Below are 18,883 nucleotides of genomic sequence, written 5' to 3'. Positions count from 1 at the left end.
CTGTCAATGTAGAATATGTAGTTATCAGGGAGGTTTTTATGTATATATGGATGAAAGGTGTTTCACTCATGCCATTAATTTGTAACGCTTTTGCCTCAAGCTGTTCACATCCCGTGTGGCTACTGCCACAGCGAAATAGGAGATAATGGTAGAAAATAGGGAGCATAGATGCAGGGTAAAGCCAAGTGCTCTTCGCGTTAGAAAAGTAAAAAAGCGTGTGATATCATGGAGGTGGTTACAACTGATCTGATCGTACATATAGGAGGATAAATAGCGATGAGCCATGGAGTAAAGGAAATGACACCACAAGAGCTGTTGGAAAAGCTGGAAGCCAAAGAGGAGCTGCAAGTCATTGATGTGCGTGAGGTCGATGAGTGGAATGCAGGTCACATTAAAGAGGCGAAGCTGATCCCACTCGGCTTTTTGCCACATCGTATCGATGAGCTGGATAAGAACATTCCGATTGTGATGGTTTGCCGTAGTGGTGCCAGAAGCCATAATGCTACAGCGTATTTGAGTGCACAAGGATATGACGTGGCGAATATGGTTGGCGGCATGCTCGCATGGCCAGGTGAAGTAGAACAGTAAGAAGTGATAGAAACAGTGTGAATGCCTCCCGTGTGTAATCAGGAGGCATCACGCATGGGACAAGCAGGGAGGAAGCAACCCGTGAGTGAAGGAACACAATTGCAGCAGGAATCTGGGATGAAAAAACATTGGTTTCCTGTGTTAGCTGGTATTATCCTTTTGGCTATCGTCGGAGTATTTGGTTATAAGTACATGACACAAGAGAAGATCGAAGTATTGAAGCCCATCGCAGACTTCACCTTAGACAACAGTAACGGAACAACCTATACATTTAATGAAAGTGCTGGTAAGGTACGACTGGTTGAGTTTATGTTTACCAAATGCCCGGATATTTGTCCGGCTACCACGTACAACATGGCCAAGCTGCAAGATCAGTTGAAGGAAAAGGGACTGTTTGGAGACAAAGTAGAGTTTATCTCCATTTCCTTTGACCCTGATAACGATACGCCAGAAGTCTTGCAAGAGTACGCAGCCAAGTTCAAGGCAGATCAGAGTGGCTGGAAGTTCCTGCGCGGTGACGCTCAGGCTGTAGAGAAAGTGACGAAGGATTTTGGTCTGATGGTTATGAAGCAGCCAGATGGTTCTTATGCGCATACGGCTCGCATGTTCCTTGTGGATGGAGATGGAAACATGCGCCGCGCGTACGGGATGGCAGCTGACATGGACATGGAAGTCATGATGAAAGAGATGGAACAGCTCGCTGACTAGCGGGTCTCCTCATAGGAGATGTTGACGACTTCTTCTGTCTGATTCACAAATTCAATATGAACGAGTAACGCCCACCTGCGATTGCCTTCTTGAAGCAAGAGCTTAAACGTCTCTTCCGACGTGGTGGGTGTTTTTGGTGTTCGTCCAACGTGCAGGTAGTCCACAATTTGAGCGTTTGGATATCGCTTCATCGTTTCCTGCATCGCGAGCCTGCCCCATTTTGCATAGGGAGGCTGGGCATAGGTAGGAAACGTCTGAAATAGAAGCAGGAAAAGTACGGGACAGAGAAGGGGCATCATGTTCCGATAGCGAAATAGGCGACGAGCGGTTTGCATTTGCTTAACCCTCTCCTTTTCGAAATGGTTTTCCATGTATTTTGAAGACTTTTCGGAATATCATTCGTAGAAAATAATGACAATGAAGTGAGGGAGGTTTTCGATGCATTACTTGCTGATTCCCTTATTTGGCGTTCCTGTTTTGGTGGGGGTTCTTGCGGCAATATTCCAAAAGCCTCCTTTCTGGAAAAAATGGGGGCCCACGATTGCTTCAGCCATATTGATTTACGGAGGTTGCTTCGCTGCGAATGTACATTGGCAAATGAAGTATGGCATTCCGGTGTTACCTACGGCGGCCGACTTGGAGCTATTTTTATACTTTTGTATCCTGTTGGTGTTTGTTTGTATCCTCATGTATATTGGCTTCTTGATCACGATGAGAAAACAGTTTTGGAAAATGAACCTCGTTTTTCTATGCACAGCCTTTGGCATGTTTAGCTTTTTTGCTGCTGCCTTTTTAGGCATGGGACCCTTTTTGAAAAAAGCGGAGTATGTCACCGTCGTACAAAAAGCAAAAGACAAGTGGAAAGCGGCGAAGATGGACAATGAGAAGCCCATTGATCTCGCCATCGTATACAGCAGACAAGATTGTACCAAAAATTGTGCAGGGTATCCGTATACAAGTCTAATCCTCGTACGGAATCAGTCGGATCAGCCGGTGGAGATTGATTTGAAACTGCGACTGCAAAACAAAAGTGGCGCCGTAGTAAAAGAAATCGAAGCCGTACCACTAAAGCTCTCTTCAGGAGAAATTACGGAGGTATGGACGGGCGATTCCTATGCAAAGGACGACTTCTGGGCGAGAGCCAGTGTCGTTACCGATGAAAGAGTTGCTGATTTGGAGTATCAGTATTCAATTATTGACCGAAGATGAATGTGTGGAATAGACAAGACTGTGTGAAACGAACGTCATACGTTGTGATATAATAAGAATGGCATGCTTGGTTCGGATTCCCATAATCATGCACGACGATGTTAGGAGGAAAGAGTTTGAGCGACGTTAAGATTTTCGCGATGGGCGGCCTCGGCGAGATCGGAAAAAATATGTACTGCGTCGAGTATGAGGACGAAATCATCATCATTGACTGCGGGGTGAAATTCCCTGAAAATGAAATGTTTGGTATTGACCTGGTTATCCCGGATGTTTCCTATTTAGTGGATAACCAGCACAAGATTAAAGCACTTTTGTTAACGCACGGACATGAGGATCACATTGGTGCGATTCCTTATATTTTACGGCAAATCAAGGTGCCGATTTACGGTGGTCGTCTGACCCTGGGCTTGGTCAAGGCGAAGCTGGAAGAGCACCGTTTGCAAAATGAAGTGAAGCTGATTCCGATTTCGGAAGATACGGAAATTCCTTTTGCGAAGCTGAAGGCGACATTCTTCCGGACGAACCACAGTATCCCTGATTCTTTGGGAATTGTGCTCCATACACCAGAGGGAATGGTTATTCACACAGGTGACTTCAAGTTTGACATGACACCAGTCGGACAAACAACGGAGTACGGAAAAATTGCACGCTTTGGTGCGAGCGGTGACGTTTTGGCGCTTTTGTCTGATAGTACGAACAGTGAGCGTCCTGGATTTACGATGTCAGAGAGAGCGGTAGGGGAAGGGATTCTCGATGTGGTACGCAAAGCGCGTGGTCGCATCATTCTGGCTACCTTCGCTTCCAACGTACATCGCCTCCAACAGGTGGTAGATGCTGCGGAGCAGTGCAATCGGAAAGTGGCGGTTATTGGCCGCAGTATGGAAAAGGTTTTCTTGATTGGACAAGAACTGGGCTATATCCAGATGCCAGAGGGCATGCTGATTGATATTAAGCACATCGACAACTACGCAGACAACCAAGTGCTGATTATTTGCACAGGCAGCCAAGGTGAGCCGATGGCAGCGTTGACCCGGATTGCAGCCGGTTCGCATCGTACCGTTTCCATTTATCCGGAAGATACGGTGATCATTTCTGCATCTCCGATCCCAGGAAATACGATTAACGTAAGCCGCACGATAGACAAGCTGTTCCGTGCAGGTGCCAACGTAGTATTGAGTCACGAATTTGATATTCACGCATCGGGTCATGGAAGCAGCGAAGAGTTGAAGCTCATGCTCAACTTCATTCGTCCGAAATATTTCATCCCGATCCACGGGGAATACCGGATGCTCAAGACTCACTCCAAGCTGGCCCAACAGGTTGGGATCGAGGAGAGCAACATCTTTATTATGGACAACGGCGAAGTGCTGAATTGCAACCGCGAAAAAGCGTGGCTCAGTAAAGTACAAGCAGGGATTGTCCTCATTGATGGCAGTGGTATCGGCGACGTCGGCAATATCGTTCTGCGCGATCGCAAGCATTTGGCTGAGGATGGCTTGATGGTCGTGGTTGTCAGCCTCGATATGAAGAACTTCAAAATTTTGACGGGCCCAGATATCGTGAGCCGTGGCTTCGTATACGTACGAGGTTCGGAATCCTTGATTCAGGAAGCGACACAGCTCGTTCGTGGTCGTTTACAGGAAGCATTGGATAAGAAAATCAAAGAATGGTCTGAGCTGAAGTCACAGATTAATGAAGTGATTAAGCCGTTCATTTACGAAAAGACAGGCCGTAATCCAATGATTCTTACCATTTTGATGGAAGTGTAGCTCCTGCTTTCTCGGGTAGGTGTGATCGGGTTATAATAATAAGTAAGTTGAACTTCGTGATATAAAGGAGAGGTTGCCCAATGATGTCTTATGAAGCATATATGAGCCAAGTAATTCAACCGATGCGCGATGAGTTAACTCGCAACGGTTTCCAAGAGCTTCGCACTGCTGAAGAAGTAGAGCAAGCATTGCCAAATGCAAAAGGCCTGACACTAGTAGTCGTGAACTCGGTTTGTGGCTGCGCGGCAGGACTCGCTCGTCCAGCAGTTGTACATTCCTTGAATCACGCTACAAAGCCAGATAACATCTTCACTGTATTCGCAGGTCAAGACAAGGAAGCGACTGCAAAAGCACGTGAGTATTTCGAAGGCTATGCACCGTCCTCCCCATCCTTCGCGATCATGAAAGACGGCAAAATCATGACCATGGTTGAGCGTCATCAGATCGAGAACAACGAACTGGCAACAATCGCTGGCCTGTTGACCAATGCTTACGACACTTACAAATAAAAAAGCACGAAGCATCACCAGGCGCTCGGCAACGGGCGTCTTTTTTGTGCGCTGGGATTGATTTCCTTTCGTTACTATACTAAAATGTTTAATAAGTATAATAATGGAGGGGAAGAGAGAATGAGCAAGCTGGTAGTGATTACAGGCGTGACACGTGGTTTAGGCAGGGAAATGGTCGAGCGTTTTCACGAAGCAGGCTGGACGGTTGCAGGCTGCGGTCGTTCGGAAAAAGAGGTGCAAGGACTGCGTCAGCAATTCGGAGAACAGCATCATTTTTCTGTCGTCGACGTTTCGGTAATGGAGCAGGTGGAAAAGTGGGCAGAGGAAATCAAAGTCGAGGTGGGCGTTCCCGATTTGTTGATTAACAATGCCTCCATTATAAACCGGAATAGCCCTGTCATTGGGCTTGCGGCAAGTGAGTTTTCGAGAGTGATGGACATCAATGTAAATGGTGTTTTCTATGTCATTCGTGCCTTTTTACCGTTTATGGTTCAGCGCGCAAATGGCGGAGTCGTCGTAAATATCAGCTCGTACTGGGGAAGACACGGGGAAGCGTTTTTATCGCCGTACTGCGCATCGAAGTTCGCCATCGAAGGATTGACGCAATCATTGGCAGCCGAATTACCTGAGGGAATGGCAGCAGTGGCGCTTGATCCAGGAGGCAGTATCGATACCTCCATGCTCCAATCATGCTCGCCAGAAGAGGTGGACACTGCACCGAATCCGGCGGAGTGGAGCCGTGTAGCGGTACCGTACATTATCGGCCTTGGTCCGCAAGACAACGGAAAGTCACTTACCTGCCCACCAGTGAGAAACAACTGAATATCGTTGCCATTGTTTTACCACGCTGCCGAGAATCCCCCGGCAGCTTTTTTAATATGAAAAAATCTCCCGTCGATGGGAGACTTTATTCATGGAGACTCATTCAATGTAGGCTTTCCAGCTTGTATTAAAACCTTATTTTTTCCTAATAACATAGCCAGTATCAAGATGAGTAACCCCGTTACAACCAAAAGCCACTCAATTTTAACAACATCTGCGATCGGTCCAAAAATAAGCATACCCATTGGCATCATCGAAGTGGAAATCATGCCGAACACACCAAATATTCTTCCCAAATAGTTTTCATCCACTTTTTCTTGAACCAAGACCATTGTCGGGGTATTGAAAATGGGCATGGCTACGCCAAATAGAGCCATGAAGACTAGATAAATCCAAAAGTTCGGAATGATACCAAGGGCAAATGTGCAGGCGCCCATGATAAAGCTCGCGAATGTCATGGTGTGCACTCTGTTTGTAAAGCCTCCCCAAGAGGCAATAATTCCGCCACCAGCCATCATCCCGACTGAAAAAGCAATTTCGATTGCCGTTAACCGCCAAACCTCGTCGCCGAAGCTACGTGTAACCTGCAGTGGGGTTAAAAATGCAGCAGGCGCCATCAAGATAAAGAAGAATGCGAAGAATAAAAAGAATTTTTTTAGAAAATCATTGTTTTTAATGTAGACTAATCCTTCTTTAAAATCGCTGAAGTAGCTCGTTTTTTGTATTTCGGAAGCTTTTGCGTGTAAAGGAATCTTGAGAAAGACGAGCAGTGTACCAATAGCAAGCATTGCAGTTATGACATCAATAAAGAAGATCATTTCAATGGTAGACATAGTGAGTAAGGCAGCACTCACCATCGGGGATACGAACATAATAACAGCCTGTAAGCTTCCGTTTATGCCATTTATTCTGGTCAGTTGGTCGCTTGGTACGATTTGCGGCAAAATAGCTCCAACAGCAGGGGTTTGAATACCGGCTCCGACTGCACGGATAGCAGCCATGAGAAAGAGCAGCCAGGTCGCATTGTATCCCATTAAAAAGACGACTGCGAGTATAAGCGTTGCAAAGGCGATCATAGCATCCGCATAAATGATCAATAGTTTGCGATTGTAGCGGTCTGCCCAAACTCCGGCAACGGGGGATAAAAGAAAAGTCGGAATGAAACCGCAAATGATATATAACGTCATCATGATACCGGATTGCGTATTCAGCGTTATATACCACATCATCGCATATTGAACGAAAGATGATCCAAAAAGTGAAATCGCCTGACTGCTTAGAAAGAGAATAATGTTCTTTTTCCAATGTGGATTTGGCGCTACATGATCATTCGCTTCCATCACCTATGTTTACCCTCTCTTTCTCTCGTTCTCGAAAGACATTCCTATAGTAGCATAGGACGTCTGCAGTGATTTCTTCCGGATTGCTATTTAGGCTACCCGACTGCCGCAAAGAACTCTCAGGTAATACAAACCTCCACTGTCTTCTTCGACTTTTTAAACTTACATAAGTTTTTCAAAAAAGTTGCGATCTTTTTCCACCATTTTCCGTCGTACTAAAGTGTACAAGCAAAAAGGCGATAGCTGCGCAGCGTACCTTTTTGAACCTGTAGCCCTCGATACAGGTTTTTGATATGGGGAGGAAGACAGATGCAGGACGACAGGCTGATCATTGAGGAGGTCCTCCAAGGGAACAAGGAGGCGTATTCTCAGATCATACAAAAATATAACAAAAGGGTCAGATTGCTCATTCGCAAGATGATCGGGCAGCCGCATCTTGAGCAGGACATGGCTCAGGAGATCTTTATCAAGGTGTATTACCATTTGGGTGACTACAGCAAAAGTTACGAATTTGGTGCCTGGCTCTACAGGATCGCTACGAATTATTGCTTTGATGAACTGCGTAATCGGAAACGATCGATTCCGGTTGCAGAAGTAGAGATTGAACTGGCTACCAGTCATACACCCGAACTCGAATACCTTGCGAAAGAGCAGAAAGTCTTTTTACAAAATCGAATGATGACCCTGGAATCAAAATACCGCGTCGTCCTGGAACTGCGTTACCTCCAATTTTTGAGCTACGAAGAAATTAGCGAGGAGCTGGGTGTTCCCATCAGTACGGTGCGAACACGTCTTTCCAGAGGCAGGGCCAAGCTCAAAAATGCCATTACAAATTCGGGGAAAGGAGGGGATCTCTACCTATGACATGCTTGGATAAATTTATGCTAAACGCGTATCTGGAAGACAAGCTTTCTTTGCGAATGCAACAAAACATACAGCGTCATCTGGAAACATGCGGTTCGTGTCAGAGCAAGTTTGAACAATATTTGGATGAGCTGGATAACTCCGATGATGAAGCCGAAGATGTATGGCAGACGGGGGCAACCATCCAAAATGTCATGGACAAGCTCCCCGCTTACCCGATGAACGTGCTTAAACCCATACAAAAAAAACCAGTTCAAATAAATTGGAAAAAGCGGAGTGTGGATATTGTGAAGAAAACTACGATTGCAGTTGCAGGGTTGGCTATGGTGGTTACTTTCGGAACAGCAGTTTCTCCTACGTTTGCGAACTATATGAATGGAATTTATGCCTCGATCAATCCGAGCGAGGTAACGGTAACAAAAGGGCCATACAATGCGAAACAAGCAGTCAATCTGTTTGATAAAAAACAGACAGACATTGGCGTGAAGAAAGCGGCAGAAAACGGCTTTGTACAGCCGCTCGACATGAAGGTAACAGACCAAGGTCTGACAATGGAAATCAATGCGGTTGCAGCCGATCCGTTGCGAATCATGATTCTGGGCTCGGTGAAGGACTCGTCAGGCAAAAAGATTCCTTCGTTCTGGAAGGATCAGTTCACGATCATTACAGGCGACACTGTGAATGAATTCAGGGAGGTTCGACTGAAAGATAAAAATGGCAAAGTAATCACAAATTTAGATGATAAATCTGAATTGATGAGATGGCTGCCGCTGCCGAACGGTGAAAACTTCGCTTACGAAGCACGAATGAACGCATACTTTAATGAAGCGAATCCGATGCCGGACGAATTGATTTTGGAAATGCGCGTGAAGCGCCTCACAGATACGAAAGGCACGTGGAATTTCGATATCCCGATTGATATGCGACCAGCAAAAGCAGCCATGAAAACAGTAGCGTTGAACAAGGAGTTAAAAACTCCAACAGGGGCAACAGTAGAGCTAAAAGAAGCGCGCTTTGTTCCCACTGCTACGCAGCTAGAGTTCTCAAACAGCCATCCGAATGAGAAAGTAGTGGAGGGTTTTCGTTACGAGCTTATCGATGAAAAGGGTACTGTAGTGGGCAAATGGGATGATATGATTGACTCGGATGAATGGAATCACGATCTCAATATCATAAGCATGAGCCATGGCGCGTCGACTGACTTCACAGAGAAGTGGCAGCCAAGTACGAGGTTTGTCCATACGTACATGCCGTTGGACCCTGCAAAAAACTTGACAATGAAGCTCGATGCTGTCTATACAGGAGAAAAAGTCTCATATCAAACCAAGCTATCTCTTACTGAACCGGAGAAAAATCCGAAAAAAGTGGATATAGCTGGGAACCAAATCACATTTAAACCGATCATTATGGAAGAGGATGAGGAGAATACCTTATTCGATATTCCATTGGAAGCCATTCTGGCCAAAGATATAGTGGGACTTCCAGAGCGATGGACGGTGAAGGACGAGAACGGGAATGATGCCAGCATAGCATGGTTACGGGTTAACAAAAAAGAAAACCAAGATGGTACGATAAAACTCGAAGGGAAGCTAGATGTGCTCTTTGATAAAAAAGATGTGAAGGAAGTAACAGTTGTGCTTGATCATGTAATAAAAGAGAACAAAGTCGATTGGGAAGTGCCAATCAAGGGAGATAAGAAGTAGTGTAATGAACAAGCCGCTCGGTCCTGTAAAAGGATCGGGCGGCTTCTTTGCAGTTTAAATCAGTATTTAGCTTCAATCTCAGTTCGGTTTTCCCGATGAAAATAAGCATGTAACAGACAGAGCAGGACCGAACCCGCAGAGACAAGCGTTGCCAAGAACAGGGTTGGATTAATTCCACCTTGGTCGTACATGAACCCCATAGCCAAAGGCCCCAGCAGTCTCCCGCCAGTTGTGATCGCCCCTACGACTCCCAAATAAAACGGTGCATTCTCCCCAGTCTTTTCCGATATAAAAGTAGGAATAGTGGGCGAGATGAGCATTTCTCCAAATGTAGTGATAACCATTCCGACAACAAATGCGTAATAACTACCGTGGTAGGCGAGCATACACCCAAAACCGACAGCATACGCGATGGCACTGACGACGAGTTGGGCAGACAAGCTCTGATTCAACAGCCGCTTGATCCAGGATGTGATGGGCTGCCCGGCAAAAATGATAATCCCGTTGATGGTCCACAGCCAGCTATACGAAGAAAGAGGCATACCTTGTTCAGTAATATAAGGAGCGACGCCTGTGTTCCATACCGTATTGGAAAAGAAAATGAGTGCTGCGCCTAATGCCATAAACAAGTACAATTGGTAGCGCAATAACAGGGTAAAGTTGTTTTTCTCGCGGTGTTTTTGCTGTTCTTCCTGTTGCTCTCCGAACAGCTCTTGATGCGAAATATTCTTCATAAAAAGGAAGAAGAACAGGGCAAACAATAAGGTGCTCGTGCTGTTGAACCAAAAAGTAAGCTGGAAGGATAAAGTGGCAATGACTCCAGCCAACGCGGTACCGATTGCCATCCCTAGGTTGTTTCCGACATAGACGATGTTAAACAATTCTCGACGCTGTTCTTTCCAGCGAAAACCGATAAATGCCTGAATGGCAGGAAACGACAGGTTGAACGTAAAGCCAAGCCCCATCATGAGTATCAGGTAGACAGGCCAGCTCTGAACGAAAGGAATGGAAAATTGAATAAGTCCTTGAATAATCAATGCTCCGACAATAAGACGCTTGGCACCTAGTCGATGAAATAACGATCCGCCGATGAATTGGCCAAAGATTCCGGCCAGAGATTGGATCATCAAGACGAATCCAGCTTCTGTCATCGAGCGTTGCAAAATGGTATGTACGTATAAGGTAGTAAGTGGCCACATGAAGGCGCTCCCGGAGGAGTTAATGAAGCTGGCGATGAGGAAGAAAATGGCCTCACGTGGATAGCGATTGAGGAAAGCTGATGGTGATATCACGCGAATACACCCCTTACCATTAAGGATAAGAATAGTATAGCGAACATTCTAAACTTTGTAAATTAAAATGTATATAATGTCACAGGTACCCAAATAAAGGCTGCTCCACTTTTGTCGAATTCGAGTATACTAGACAAAGTGGAGAGATGACATTAACTGAGGATATAGAGAATAAAGGTGGACTTTATGAAAATATGGAAACGAGTGTTGCTTCTTTTGCTTGTCGTGATGGCTACGACAGCTGGATACTACGGATACTCTTTTTATCAATTTGCTCAAAATATTCAAGAGCCTAACATCGCACCGCCTAGTGGTGGGAATCCCACCAAAGCAGCAGAAATACCAGAGTGGGATGGCAAGGAACGTGTTAATATCCTGCTGATGGGAGTAGACCGCAGAGGAATGAAAAATAACGGGCTTCCTCGTTCTGACTCCATGATGCTGGTCAGCATCGATCCTACGGGGAAACGTTATGACATGTTTTCAATCCTGCGTGATACGTATGTAGATATTCCCGGAAGAGGTAGCTCGCGGATCAACTCTGCGATTGTAGAGGGTGGACCTGAGCTGGCAATGGAAACGGTTAGTCAGTTCACTGGAATTCCAGTAGATCGTTACGTGATTACTGACTTTGAAGGCTTTAAGGCTCTGATTGATGCAGTGGGCGGAGTCGAGATCGATGTAGAAAAAAATATGTATTATCATGACCCGACAGACAAAGGTGCGTACGATATTAATCTGAAAAAGGGTCTGCAAAAGCTGGATGGAGACAAAGCCTTGCAATATGTTCGTTTCCGTCATGATGCGACCTCCGATTATACACGGACAGAGCGTCAGCGGAAATTAATGACGGCAGTCGTCGATCAGATGAAGAATGGTACGACGCTGATGCAGCTTCCTACGATTTTGAAGGAAGTAACACCATATGTGCAAACCAATATTAGCTCAATGGACATGCTGAAGCTGTCTTCACTCGGATTAAAATTGAATACGTTAGAGCCAGGTAATTATCAATTGCCACCAATGGGGATGTTCCGTGAATCACACCGCGCAGGCTCCGTTCTGGTTCCGGATGTCGATCAGGTTCAGTCGTTTGTCCAAGAAAAAATCGCACCTCCTACAGAAGCAACAGATCAACCTGTGGGAGAAAAGAAAAGCAGCACGCCAAACTAAGCGTGCTGTTTTTTTGTGTATTTTAGGAAAGACTAACCATGATTTTCTACGTGCTGAGGTGACAGTGTCGATGGATCGGGAGAGTGCACGCAATTGGTTTACACATACGAGCGACTTGGTCACTGAACATATCGATGAGCCTGAAGACCGCGTGCGACTTTTCTATTTATCGACCATGGCGGATGCCAAGGTTGTTTACAGTGAGCTCATCCCGAAGCTACGTGAGATTTGTTTGGAAGAAAGCGGAGTGGAGGAAATTGCTCGGCACCTAGGAGCGTCTAGCAGTAACCGGGTTTTTGATGAAGGGGAAGCCATTGAACGTTTACTCAGCGGTCATATTGTCATTCAAGTGGAGGACTCGTCCTACGGCTTGTCGTTCCCTAGTGATGGCACAGTTGGCAGAAGCATTCAAGCGCCCGAAATCGAAACAGTTGTACTAGGCCCACAGATCGCCTTTGTAGAAGAACTGAACGTTAACATCTGCATCATTCGCAAATATATGTCTACCCCAAGATTGTTCCATGAACGATTGAGCGTGGGAAAAAGCATACCGATGAATGTATCGATACTGTATTTGAGCGGGACGGCCGATGAGGAAAATGTGAATACGGTGCGTCAACGGATTGATGATCTGGAATTGGACACCAGTCTGGATTCTACCATACTGGCTCAGCATATCGCAGACAATGAGAAATCATTATTTCCTACTCTTCAGCAAACAGAGCGTCCAGACCGTGTCATACACGGTTTGCGCCAAGGACAGATTGCCATACTCGTGGAGGGAAGCCCGTTCGCTTTGCTCGGGCCAACCACCCTCTTGCAATTTTTTCAGTCGCCAGATGACTATTACTTGCGTTGGAGTCTTGCTACCTTTAACAGGCTCATGCGCATCTTTGCCATGATTTTGTCCCTGATGCTGACACCGATTTATGTGGCAGCTCTGACCTATCATTACGAGATGATTCCGGCTGATCTGTTGCTTTCGCTCGCGCAATCGCGCTCTCGGGTACCTTTTCCACCACTGTGGGAGGCCATTTTGATGGAGCTGATCCTTGAGCTTTTGCGGGAAGCGGGAGCGAGGCTGCCGACCAAGGTCGGTCAGACGATTGGTATCGTGGGCGGTATTGTTATCGGACAAGCCATCGTTCAGGCTGGATTCACCAGCAATATCTTGATTATTATTGTTGCCCTCGGGGCTTTGTCATCCTTTATCGCGCCTAGCTATATGATCGGTTCTACAATCCGGGTGGTTCGTTTTCCGATGATTTTGCTGGCAGGTGTGCTGGGTGCATTAGGCATTGTGGTCGGTTTTAGCTTTCTAGCTAGCCATTTGCTACGTCAGACTAGCTTGGGGCGTCCGTATATGTACCCTATATATCCCGTCCGATTTTCAGATTGGAAGGATGGCTTTATACGCGCTCCCTTATCCTCCCTTTCGGAGCGCCTCAAGTTTTTTAATCCAAAACGAATATCGCGTTTTGACAGAGACAAAGCCAAAGAGAAGAAAGACATTGACGAGTAAGCGAGGCGGCTATGAAGATCAATTTGAATGTAACGAAGAGCAATACGATATCAGCATTTCTTGCCGGGGTTCTGGTGCATGGCACTCAAATTGGGATGGGTGTCCTGGGCTTTCAACGAATCATTGCCAAGGAAGCAGGGCATGATGCCTGGATTTCGGTCATACTTGCTGGCTTGATTACTCATGTAACGGTCTGGATCATTATCAAGACCTTACAAAAATACCCTTCAGCCGATCTGTACGGGATTCAAGAAGATGTGTTTGGAAGGTGGCTTGGAACAGGCATTAGCCTCCTTTATTTGACTTATTTTTTTATATCGGCGGGAGTTATTCTGCGCAACTACATCGAAGTGGTCCAAACATGGGTGTTTCCGAATTTGCCTACGTGGATTTTGTCAGGAATCATCTTGTTTCTCGTGTATTACACCATTGTGGGGGGGATTAGAGTAGTAGCCGGATATACGTTTTTTTCGATTGCGGTAACGATCTGGCTTTTATGTGATCTTTATTTTCCGCTGCAATACGCGCATTGGGAGTATTTGTTTCCGATCATGGACAGCAGTTTGGAGAACCTTTTCAAAGGAATGCTGGCCATGTCTTTGACCAGTGTTGGCTTTGAGGTGATCTACGTGGTTTACCCCTTTGTAGAAAATAAAGATAGGGTCAACAAAAGTACCCAGTGGGCGGTGCTGGTGACGTTTCTGGCCTATTTGCTTATCATGCTCGTGTCCCTGGTCTTCTTTAGTCAGGGTCAGCTTATGCGGACGATCTGGGCGACACTCAATCTGCACAAGATGGTGTACCTCCCCGTTCTGGAAAGGTTCGAGCTGGTTGTCATTTCTTTGTTCTCATCGTCATCTTGCCCAATATTATGTTGTATTTGTGGTGCTCTGCACGTGGACTCAAACGCCTCTTCGGATTCAACTTGCGAACATCGTTGAATTGGATTATGCCCCTGATCTATATTACTTCATTGACGGTGTTTACAAGGCTGGAGATGAATATGATCAATGATTGGTATGGGACAACGAGTATGTATGCTGCATTCCTGTACCCCTATTTTTTGTACATCATGGTTCTGCTAAAGCAGCGAACGCAACCGGCGAAATCGACGAGCAAAGGGGAAAGTACCTGATGCGACATGATCGAAAATACGCGATGCCCTTGTTGAAGCGGTTTTTGGCGCTGTGGTGTTCGGGCATCTTGATTGTAACAGGCTGCTCGGATCGGCAAATTTTCGATGAGACAGGACTTGCAACGGCTGTCGGCTATGATCTGTTGAAAGATGGCAAAATTCGCGGGACGTCTGTCATGCCTTCCATTAATCCAGAGGCAAGGCATAAGATACAGATCTTATCAGCCACAGGGGAAACCAGCAAAGGAATCCGGGATAAGATGAATTTGCAATCAGACAAAAGAGTATTGGGTGGGCAAATTCGTGTTGCCCTCTACAGTGAAAACTTTGCAAAGCAGGGACTTGGCAGCATCATTGACACGTTGTATCGGGACTCGTCCCTTTCTAGCAGGATTTATCTTTGTGTGTTTGCAGGCGAAACATATGATATGCTGACGTATCCTTATTCAGAACAAGGGAATATTGGAATCTACCTGTATCGTTTGATTGAGCAAAATATCCGTGGGGAAAAAATTCCTTCTTCGACCATGCATGAGTTTTTCCGGGCTTACTATGAAAAAGGGATCGACCCGGTCATGCCGTACATAGAAAGAAAGGGAAATGAACTGAAAATCAAAGGCATCGCCTTATTCAAAGGTGATCGTTATGTGTCATGGGTTACACCCAAGGAAGCCTTTCTACTCAAACTTATCCACGGAAAGTTCCGCATCGGCAGCTATGATACTTCTGTTCCTGTTGCTATTTTTGGGGAGTCACCCAAAAACCACAACAGCAAAAAAGACCAAGTGCAGCTCGTTTTCGATACAATTTCCAGCCATTCGAAAATCAAACTAAGCCAAGTATCCCCACCGATCTTCGATATTCATGTCGAGTTGCATGCTCGAATTTTGGAGTTAACCATCCCGCTAAAGCTAGAAAATGCCAAGCTGATGAAAATTATGGAACATGGCCTGGAGAAAGAGCTTGAAAAAGAATTGCATAAACTGATAAGCAAACTGAAGAGCCTCGGTGTTGACCCAACTGGCTTCGGCTCGATCTATCGTTCAGAGAAAAGAGGAATGGCCAACATGACGCAGGCTGAATGGCGAAAGATGTTTCAGGATGCAACGTTTCGCTTCCACGTAAAGTCAAAAATCATCCGCAACGGCGTCATGGATTAAAAAACTTTTCCTTCTATTACTATTGACGTGATATTTCCGAAAAGGATATAATCCGTTTTGTATCATCATGAAATAGAAAAGACGAACATAATATACGTAGATATCTTTCTTATCAAGAGAGGCGGAGGGACAGGCCCTATGAAGCCCGGCAGCCGGTTCATTTTCGGATGAACGTCGCGGTGCCAATTCCTACAAGATTGTTTGGATCTTGTATAGATGAGAAGGGTGGATGCGAACGTATAACATTGCGTTGCAGCCCCTTTTTCGTTTATGAAAAAGGGGTTTTCATGTTTTCATATTTATCAAGATTGTGGTCGGGAGGTGGATGCGTTGATCCAACTGCGTCATTTGCATAAAAGCTATCAAGTACAAGGGAAAACCATCCCAGCGTTAACGGGGATCGACCTTTCCATAGAGCAAGGAGAAATATACGGGATCATCGGACACTCTGGTGCAGGGAAAAGTACGTTGATCCGATGCATCAATTTGCTGGAGCGTCCAACTTCAGGGGAAGTGATTGTGGACGGCGTCGATTTGACAAAGCTGGATGAAGGGAAGCTGCAAGCAAAGCGCCGCGCAATTGGCATGATTTTTCAGCACTTCAACTTGCTGTCTTCTTCAACAGTCGGCGAAAATGTCGCTTTTCCGCTTAAGCTGGCAAAGCGTCCGAAGGCAGAAATTGATAAGAAAGTAAACGAGCTGCTGAAGCTGGTTGGCTTGGAGGCACATAAGGACAAATATCCGTCTCAACTGTCTGGCGGACAAAAGCAGCGTGTCGGAATCGCCCGTGCGCTCGCGAATGACCCAAAAGTGTTACTCTGTGACGAAGCTACATCGGCTCTCGATCCGCAGACGACGAACTCCATTTTGGCACTGCTCTTGGATATCAACCGTAAGCTGGGCTTGACCATTGTGTTGATTACCCACGAGATGCACGTTATTCGCTCCATTTGTGATCGTGTTGGCGTCATTGATGGAGGAAAGATCGTCGAATCGGGTAACGTACTGGATGTATTCCTTCGTCCGAAGCATCCAACGACACAAGAATTCGTGGAACAAGTAGCGGATTCTACAGAGCTGCGTGAAGCAGTCGCGCACGAAAAGGCCTCGGGGAACCGCACGATTGCTCGTGTCACCTTCCTCGGAGAAAAAACGTACCAGCCGATCCTGTTCCAAACGATGCAAGAGACCGGTACGGTATTCAGCATTTTGCAGGGAACCATTTCTCGCATGAAGGATACGCCGTATGGTCAGTTGGTGATCGAGCTGGAAGGCGATGTCGCACAGAATCAAAAGACCATTGAGACGCTGCGCCAACGTGGCTTGGAAGTAGAGGTGATATAAATGGACTGGACATTCGAAAATGTGGATTGGGCTGAAATCGGCGTAGGCACGATGGATACGCTCACGATGCTCGGTTTTTCCACTCTGTTTACTGTCCTGATTGGTTTGCCGCTGGGAATTATTCTATTTTTGACTTCACGCGGACAGCTTCTGCAAAACCGCACTTTTTATACGATCGCATCATTCGTTGTCAACGTATTGCGTTCGGTACCGTTTATCATTTTGATGATTTTGCTGATTCCTGTGACGAAAATGATCGTAGGAACCTCACTCGGCGTACTAGGTGCTATTCCGCCACTCGTATTTGGTGCCGCTCCGTTTTTCGCACGTTTGGTGGAAACCTCTCTACGTGAGATTGATAAAGGCGTGATTGAGGCCGCACAATCCATGGGGGCTTCCAATTGGCAGATCGTCTGGAATGTCCTTTTGCCAGAGTCTAGATCAGGCCTGATCGCGGGTATTACAATTACAACGGTTACGCTGGTATCCTACACTGCAATGTCTGGGGTAATTGGCGGTGGTGGTCTGGGTGACTTGGCGATCCGATACGGTTATCAACGTTTCCAAACCGATGTCATGATTGTGACTGTTGTTATTTTGCTGGTGATGGTACAGATCTTACAATCGCTGGGGGACCGTCTGGTTCTCAAGTTCAGCCGTAAGTAGGATTTTTCCATAAAAGTTATCAAAGAATAAGACAAATACATGCAAGGGGGAAATCATTCATGAAAAAGCTAGTCGTATCTGTACTTTCTACTGTGTTGGCATTTTCTTTGGCAGCTTGCGGAGGCAAAACCGAAACAGCACCTGCTCCAGCTGAAGGTGGCGCACAAGGCGGACAACAGGAAGTAACATTGAAGGTAGGCGCTTCTCCCGTTCCACATGCAGCAATCTTGAAATTCGTTCAACCAAAACTGAAAGAACAAGGCGTGAACCTGGAAATCAAAGAGTTCACCGATTACGTACAACCTAACGTTCAAGTGAACGAGAAACAACTCGACGCAAACTTCTTCCAGCACAAGCCTTACCTGGAAGACTTCAATAAAGGACAAAACATGAACCTGGAGCCAGTAGTGGCTGTACACATCGAGCCATTCGGCGCTTACAGCAAAAAAGTGAAATCTGTGGATGAATTAGCTGATGGCGCAACTATCGCGCTGCCAAACGATCCAACAAACAGCGGTCGCGCACTCGCACTCTTGGAGAAAAACGGCGTGATCAAGCTGAAAGAAGGCGCTGGCATCAGCGGTACAGTGAAAGACGTTGTTGAGAACAAGAAAAACCTGAAGTTCAAAGAAGTAGAAGCAGCAATGCTGCCACGCGTTCTGGAAGAAGTAGATCTGGCGTTGATCAACACCAACTATGCGTTGGAAGCAAAACTTGTTCCAACCAAAGACGCTCTGTTGATTGAAGATAAAGATTCTCCATACGCAAACTTCTTGGTAGCTCGTCCTGACAACAAGGATTCCGAAGCAATGCAAAAGCTGGTAAAAGAACTGAACTCACCTGAAGTGAAAAAGTTCATTGAAGATGAATACAAAGGCGCGATTATTCCAGCGTTCTAAATCAACAAATAATTGATCGATCAACGAAACCCAACTGGCCGAAAAGCTGGTTGGGTTTTACTTTTATTTATAATATAGTGAATTTTCATAAAATTTAATTAAATCTATACTAACCCCGTTTTCAACCCAATTCCCGTCGAGTATATTGTGTTTGAAATGTGAAAATAAAGATAAGGGGGA

General features: G+C 45.8%; 18 protein-coding genes and 1 riboswitch. Of the genes, 15 read left to right on the top strand and 3 right to left on the bottom strand.

Annotation, left to right across the window (positions count from 1 at the left end; genetic code table 11):
• Window positions 1-276: 276 nt before the first annotated feature.
• Window positions 277-588, top strand: a complete 312-nt coding sequence (locus tag POF51_RS27435) for a rhodanese-like domain-containing protein (protein ID WP_069852040.1) — start codon at window positions 277-279, stop codon at window positions 586-588.
• Window positions 589-669: 81 nt separating this feature from the next.
• Complete coding sequence (locus POF51_RS27430; protein WP_244521832.1) at window positions 670-1,296, top strand: SCO family protein; 627 nt, start codon at window positions 670-672, stop codon at window positions 1,294-1,296.
• On the opposite strand, the gene POF51_RS27425 is transcribed toward POF51_RS27430, so the two are convergent.
• Complete coding sequence (locus tag POF51_RS27425) at window positions 1,293-1,631, bottom strand: YqzG/YhdC family protein (RefSeq protein WP_069852044.1); 339 nt, start codon at window positions 1,629-1,631, stop codon at window positions 1,293-1,295. The genes POF51_RS27430 and POF51_RS27425 overlap by 4 nt on opposite strands.
• A gap of 103 nt (window positions 1,632-1,734) precedes the next feature.
• Here POF51_RS27425 and POF51_RS27420 point away from each other — a divergent pair, with 103 nt between their 5' ends.
• The 4 genes from POF51_RS27420 (at window position 1,735) to POF51_RS27405 (ending at window position 5,605) form a co-directional block, all read left to right on the top strand.
• Window positions 1,735-2,505 carry a hypothetical protein gene (locus POF51_RS27420; RefSeq protein WP_069852046.1) on the top strand — a complete coding sequence of 257 codons (771 nt, stop codon included), beginning with the start codon at window positions 1,735-1,737 and terminating at the stop codon, window positions 2,503-2,505.
• A 98-nt stretch (window positions 2,506-2,603) separates the two neighbouring features.
• A complete protein-coding gene (rnjA, locus tag POF51_RS27415; protein ID WP_069852048.1) occupies window positions 2,604-4,274 on the top strand; it encodes a ribonuclease J1 in 1,671 nt (556 codons plus the stop codon).
• An 80-nt stretch (window positions 4,275-4,354) separates the two neighbouring features.
• Window positions 4,355-4,783 (top strand): BrxA/BrxB family bacilliredoxin, encoded by a 429-nt coding sequence (locus POF51_RS27410; protein ID WP_007721164.1) that lies wholly within the window; start codon window positions 4,355-4,357, stop codon window positions 4,781-4,783.
• Window positions 4,784-4,903: 120 nt separating this feature from the next.
• A complete protein-coding gene (locus POF51_RS27405; RefSeq protein ID WP_069852050.1) occupies window positions 4,904-5,605 on the top strand; it encodes an SDR family oxidoreductase in 702 nt (233 codons plus the stop codon).
• Window positions 5,606-5,694: 89 nt separating this feature from the next.
• On the opposite strand, the gene POF51_RS27400 is transcribed toward POF51_RS27405, so the two are convergent.
• A complete protein-coding gene (locus POF51_RS27400; RefSeq protein ID WP_069852169.1) occupies window positions 5,695-6,945 on the bottom strand; it encodes an MFS transporter in 1,251 nt (416 codons plus the stop codon).
• 309 nt (window positions 6,946-7,254) lie between these two features.
• Here POF51_RS27400 and POF51_RS27395 point away from each other — a divergent pair, with 309 nt between their 5' ends.
• The gene (locus POF51_RS27395) at window positions 7,255-7,809 is read left to right on the top strand and encodes an RNA polymerase sigma factor (protein WP_069852052.1); all 555 of its coding nucleotides are present in this window, start codon (window positions 7,255-7,257) and stop codon (window positions 7,807-7,809) included.
• Window positions 7,806-9,512 carry a DUF4179 domain-containing protein gene (locus tag POF51_RS27390; protein ID WP_271756498.1) on the top strand — a complete coding sequence of 569 codons (1,707 nt, stop codon included), beginning with the start codon at window positions 7,806-7,808 and terminating at the stop codon, window positions 9,510-9,512. The genes POF51_RS27395 and POF51_RS27390 overlap by 4 nt, the downstream gene beginning before the upstream one ends.
• Window positions 9,513-9,571: 59 nt before the next feature.
• On the opposite strand, the gene POF51_RS27385 is transcribed toward POF51_RS27390, so the two are convergent.
• Window positions 9,572-10,804, bottom strand: coding sequence for an MFS transporter (locus tag POF51_RS27385; protein ID WP_271756497.1), 1,233 nt, complete (start codon window positions 10,802-10,804; stop codon window positions 9,572-9,574).
• Between the two features lie 186 nt (window positions 10,805-10,990).
• Here POF51_RS27385 and POF51_RS27380 point away from each other — a divergent pair, with 186 nt between their 5' ends.
• The 7 genes from POF51_RS27380 to POF51_RS27350 all read left to right on the top strand — a co-directional run bounded on the left by POF51_RS27380 (window position 10,991) and on the right by POF51_RS27350 (window position 18,703).
• On the top strand, window positions 10,991-11,977 hold the full coding sequence (locus POF51_RS27380) for an LCP family protein (protein ID WP_069852058.1): 987 nt from the start codon (window positions 10,991-10,993) through the stop codon (window positions 11,975-11,977).
• Between the two features lie 70 nt (window positions 11,978-12,047).
• Window positions 12,048-13,499 (top strand): spore germination protein, encoded by a 1,452-nt coding sequence (locus POF51_RS27375; protein WP_271756496.1) that lies wholly within the window; start codon window positions 12,048-12,050, stop codon window positions 13,497-13,499.
• An 11-nt stretch (window positions 13,500-13,510) separates the two neighbouring features.
• Window positions 13,511-14,440, top strand: a complete 930-nt coding sequence (locus POF51_RS27370) for a GerAB/ArcD/ProY family transporter (RefSeq protein ID WP_271756495.1) — start codon at window positions 13,511-13,513, stop codon at window positions 14,438-14,440.
• 193 nt (window positions 14,441-14,633) lie between these two features.
• The gene (locus POF51_RS27365; RefSeq protein WP_069852066.1) at window positions 14,634-15,794 is read left to right on the top strand and encodes a Ger(x)C family spore germination protein; all 1,161 of its coding nucleotides are present in this window, start codon (window positions 14,634-14,636) and stop codon (window positions 15,792-15,794) included.
• 106 nt (window positions 15,795-15,900) lie between these two features.
• Window positions 15,901-16,017: riboswitch (SAM riboswitch) on the top strand.
• A gap of 107 nt (window positions 16,018-16,124) precedes the next feature.
• The gene (locus POF51_RS27360) at window positions 16,125-17,138 is read left to right on the top strand and encodes a methionine ABC transporter ATP-binding protein (protein WP_069852068.1); all 1,014 of its coding nucleotides are present in this window, start codon (window positions 16,125-16,127) and stop codon (window positions 17,136-17,138) included.
• Window positions 17,139-17,804 carry a methionine ABC transporter permease gene (locus tag POF51_RS27355; protein ID WP_007721152.1) on the top strand — a complete coding sequence of 222 codons (666 nt, stop codon included), beginning with the start codon at window positions 17,139-17,141 and terminating at the stop codon, window positions 17,802-17,804. It abuts the gene before it with no gap.
• Window positions 17,805-17,863: 59 nt separating this feature from the next.
• Window positions 17,864-18,703, top strand: coding sequence for a MetQ/NlpA family ABC transporter substrate-binding protein (locus POF51_RS27350; protein ID WP_106834823.1), 840 nt, complete (start codon window positions 17,864-17,866; stop codon window positions 18,701-18,703).
• Window positions 18,704-18,883: the final 180 nt, after the last annotated feature.

Source organism: Brevibacillus sp. AG (assembly GCF_028369215.1).
Lineage (GTDB): Bacteria > Bacillota > Bacilli > Brevibacillales > Brevibacillaceae > Brevibacillus > Brevibacillus porteri.
The sequence above is the reverse complement of the archived record's forward strand: the minus strand, read 5'-3'. Positions and strand labels throughout refer to the sequence as shown.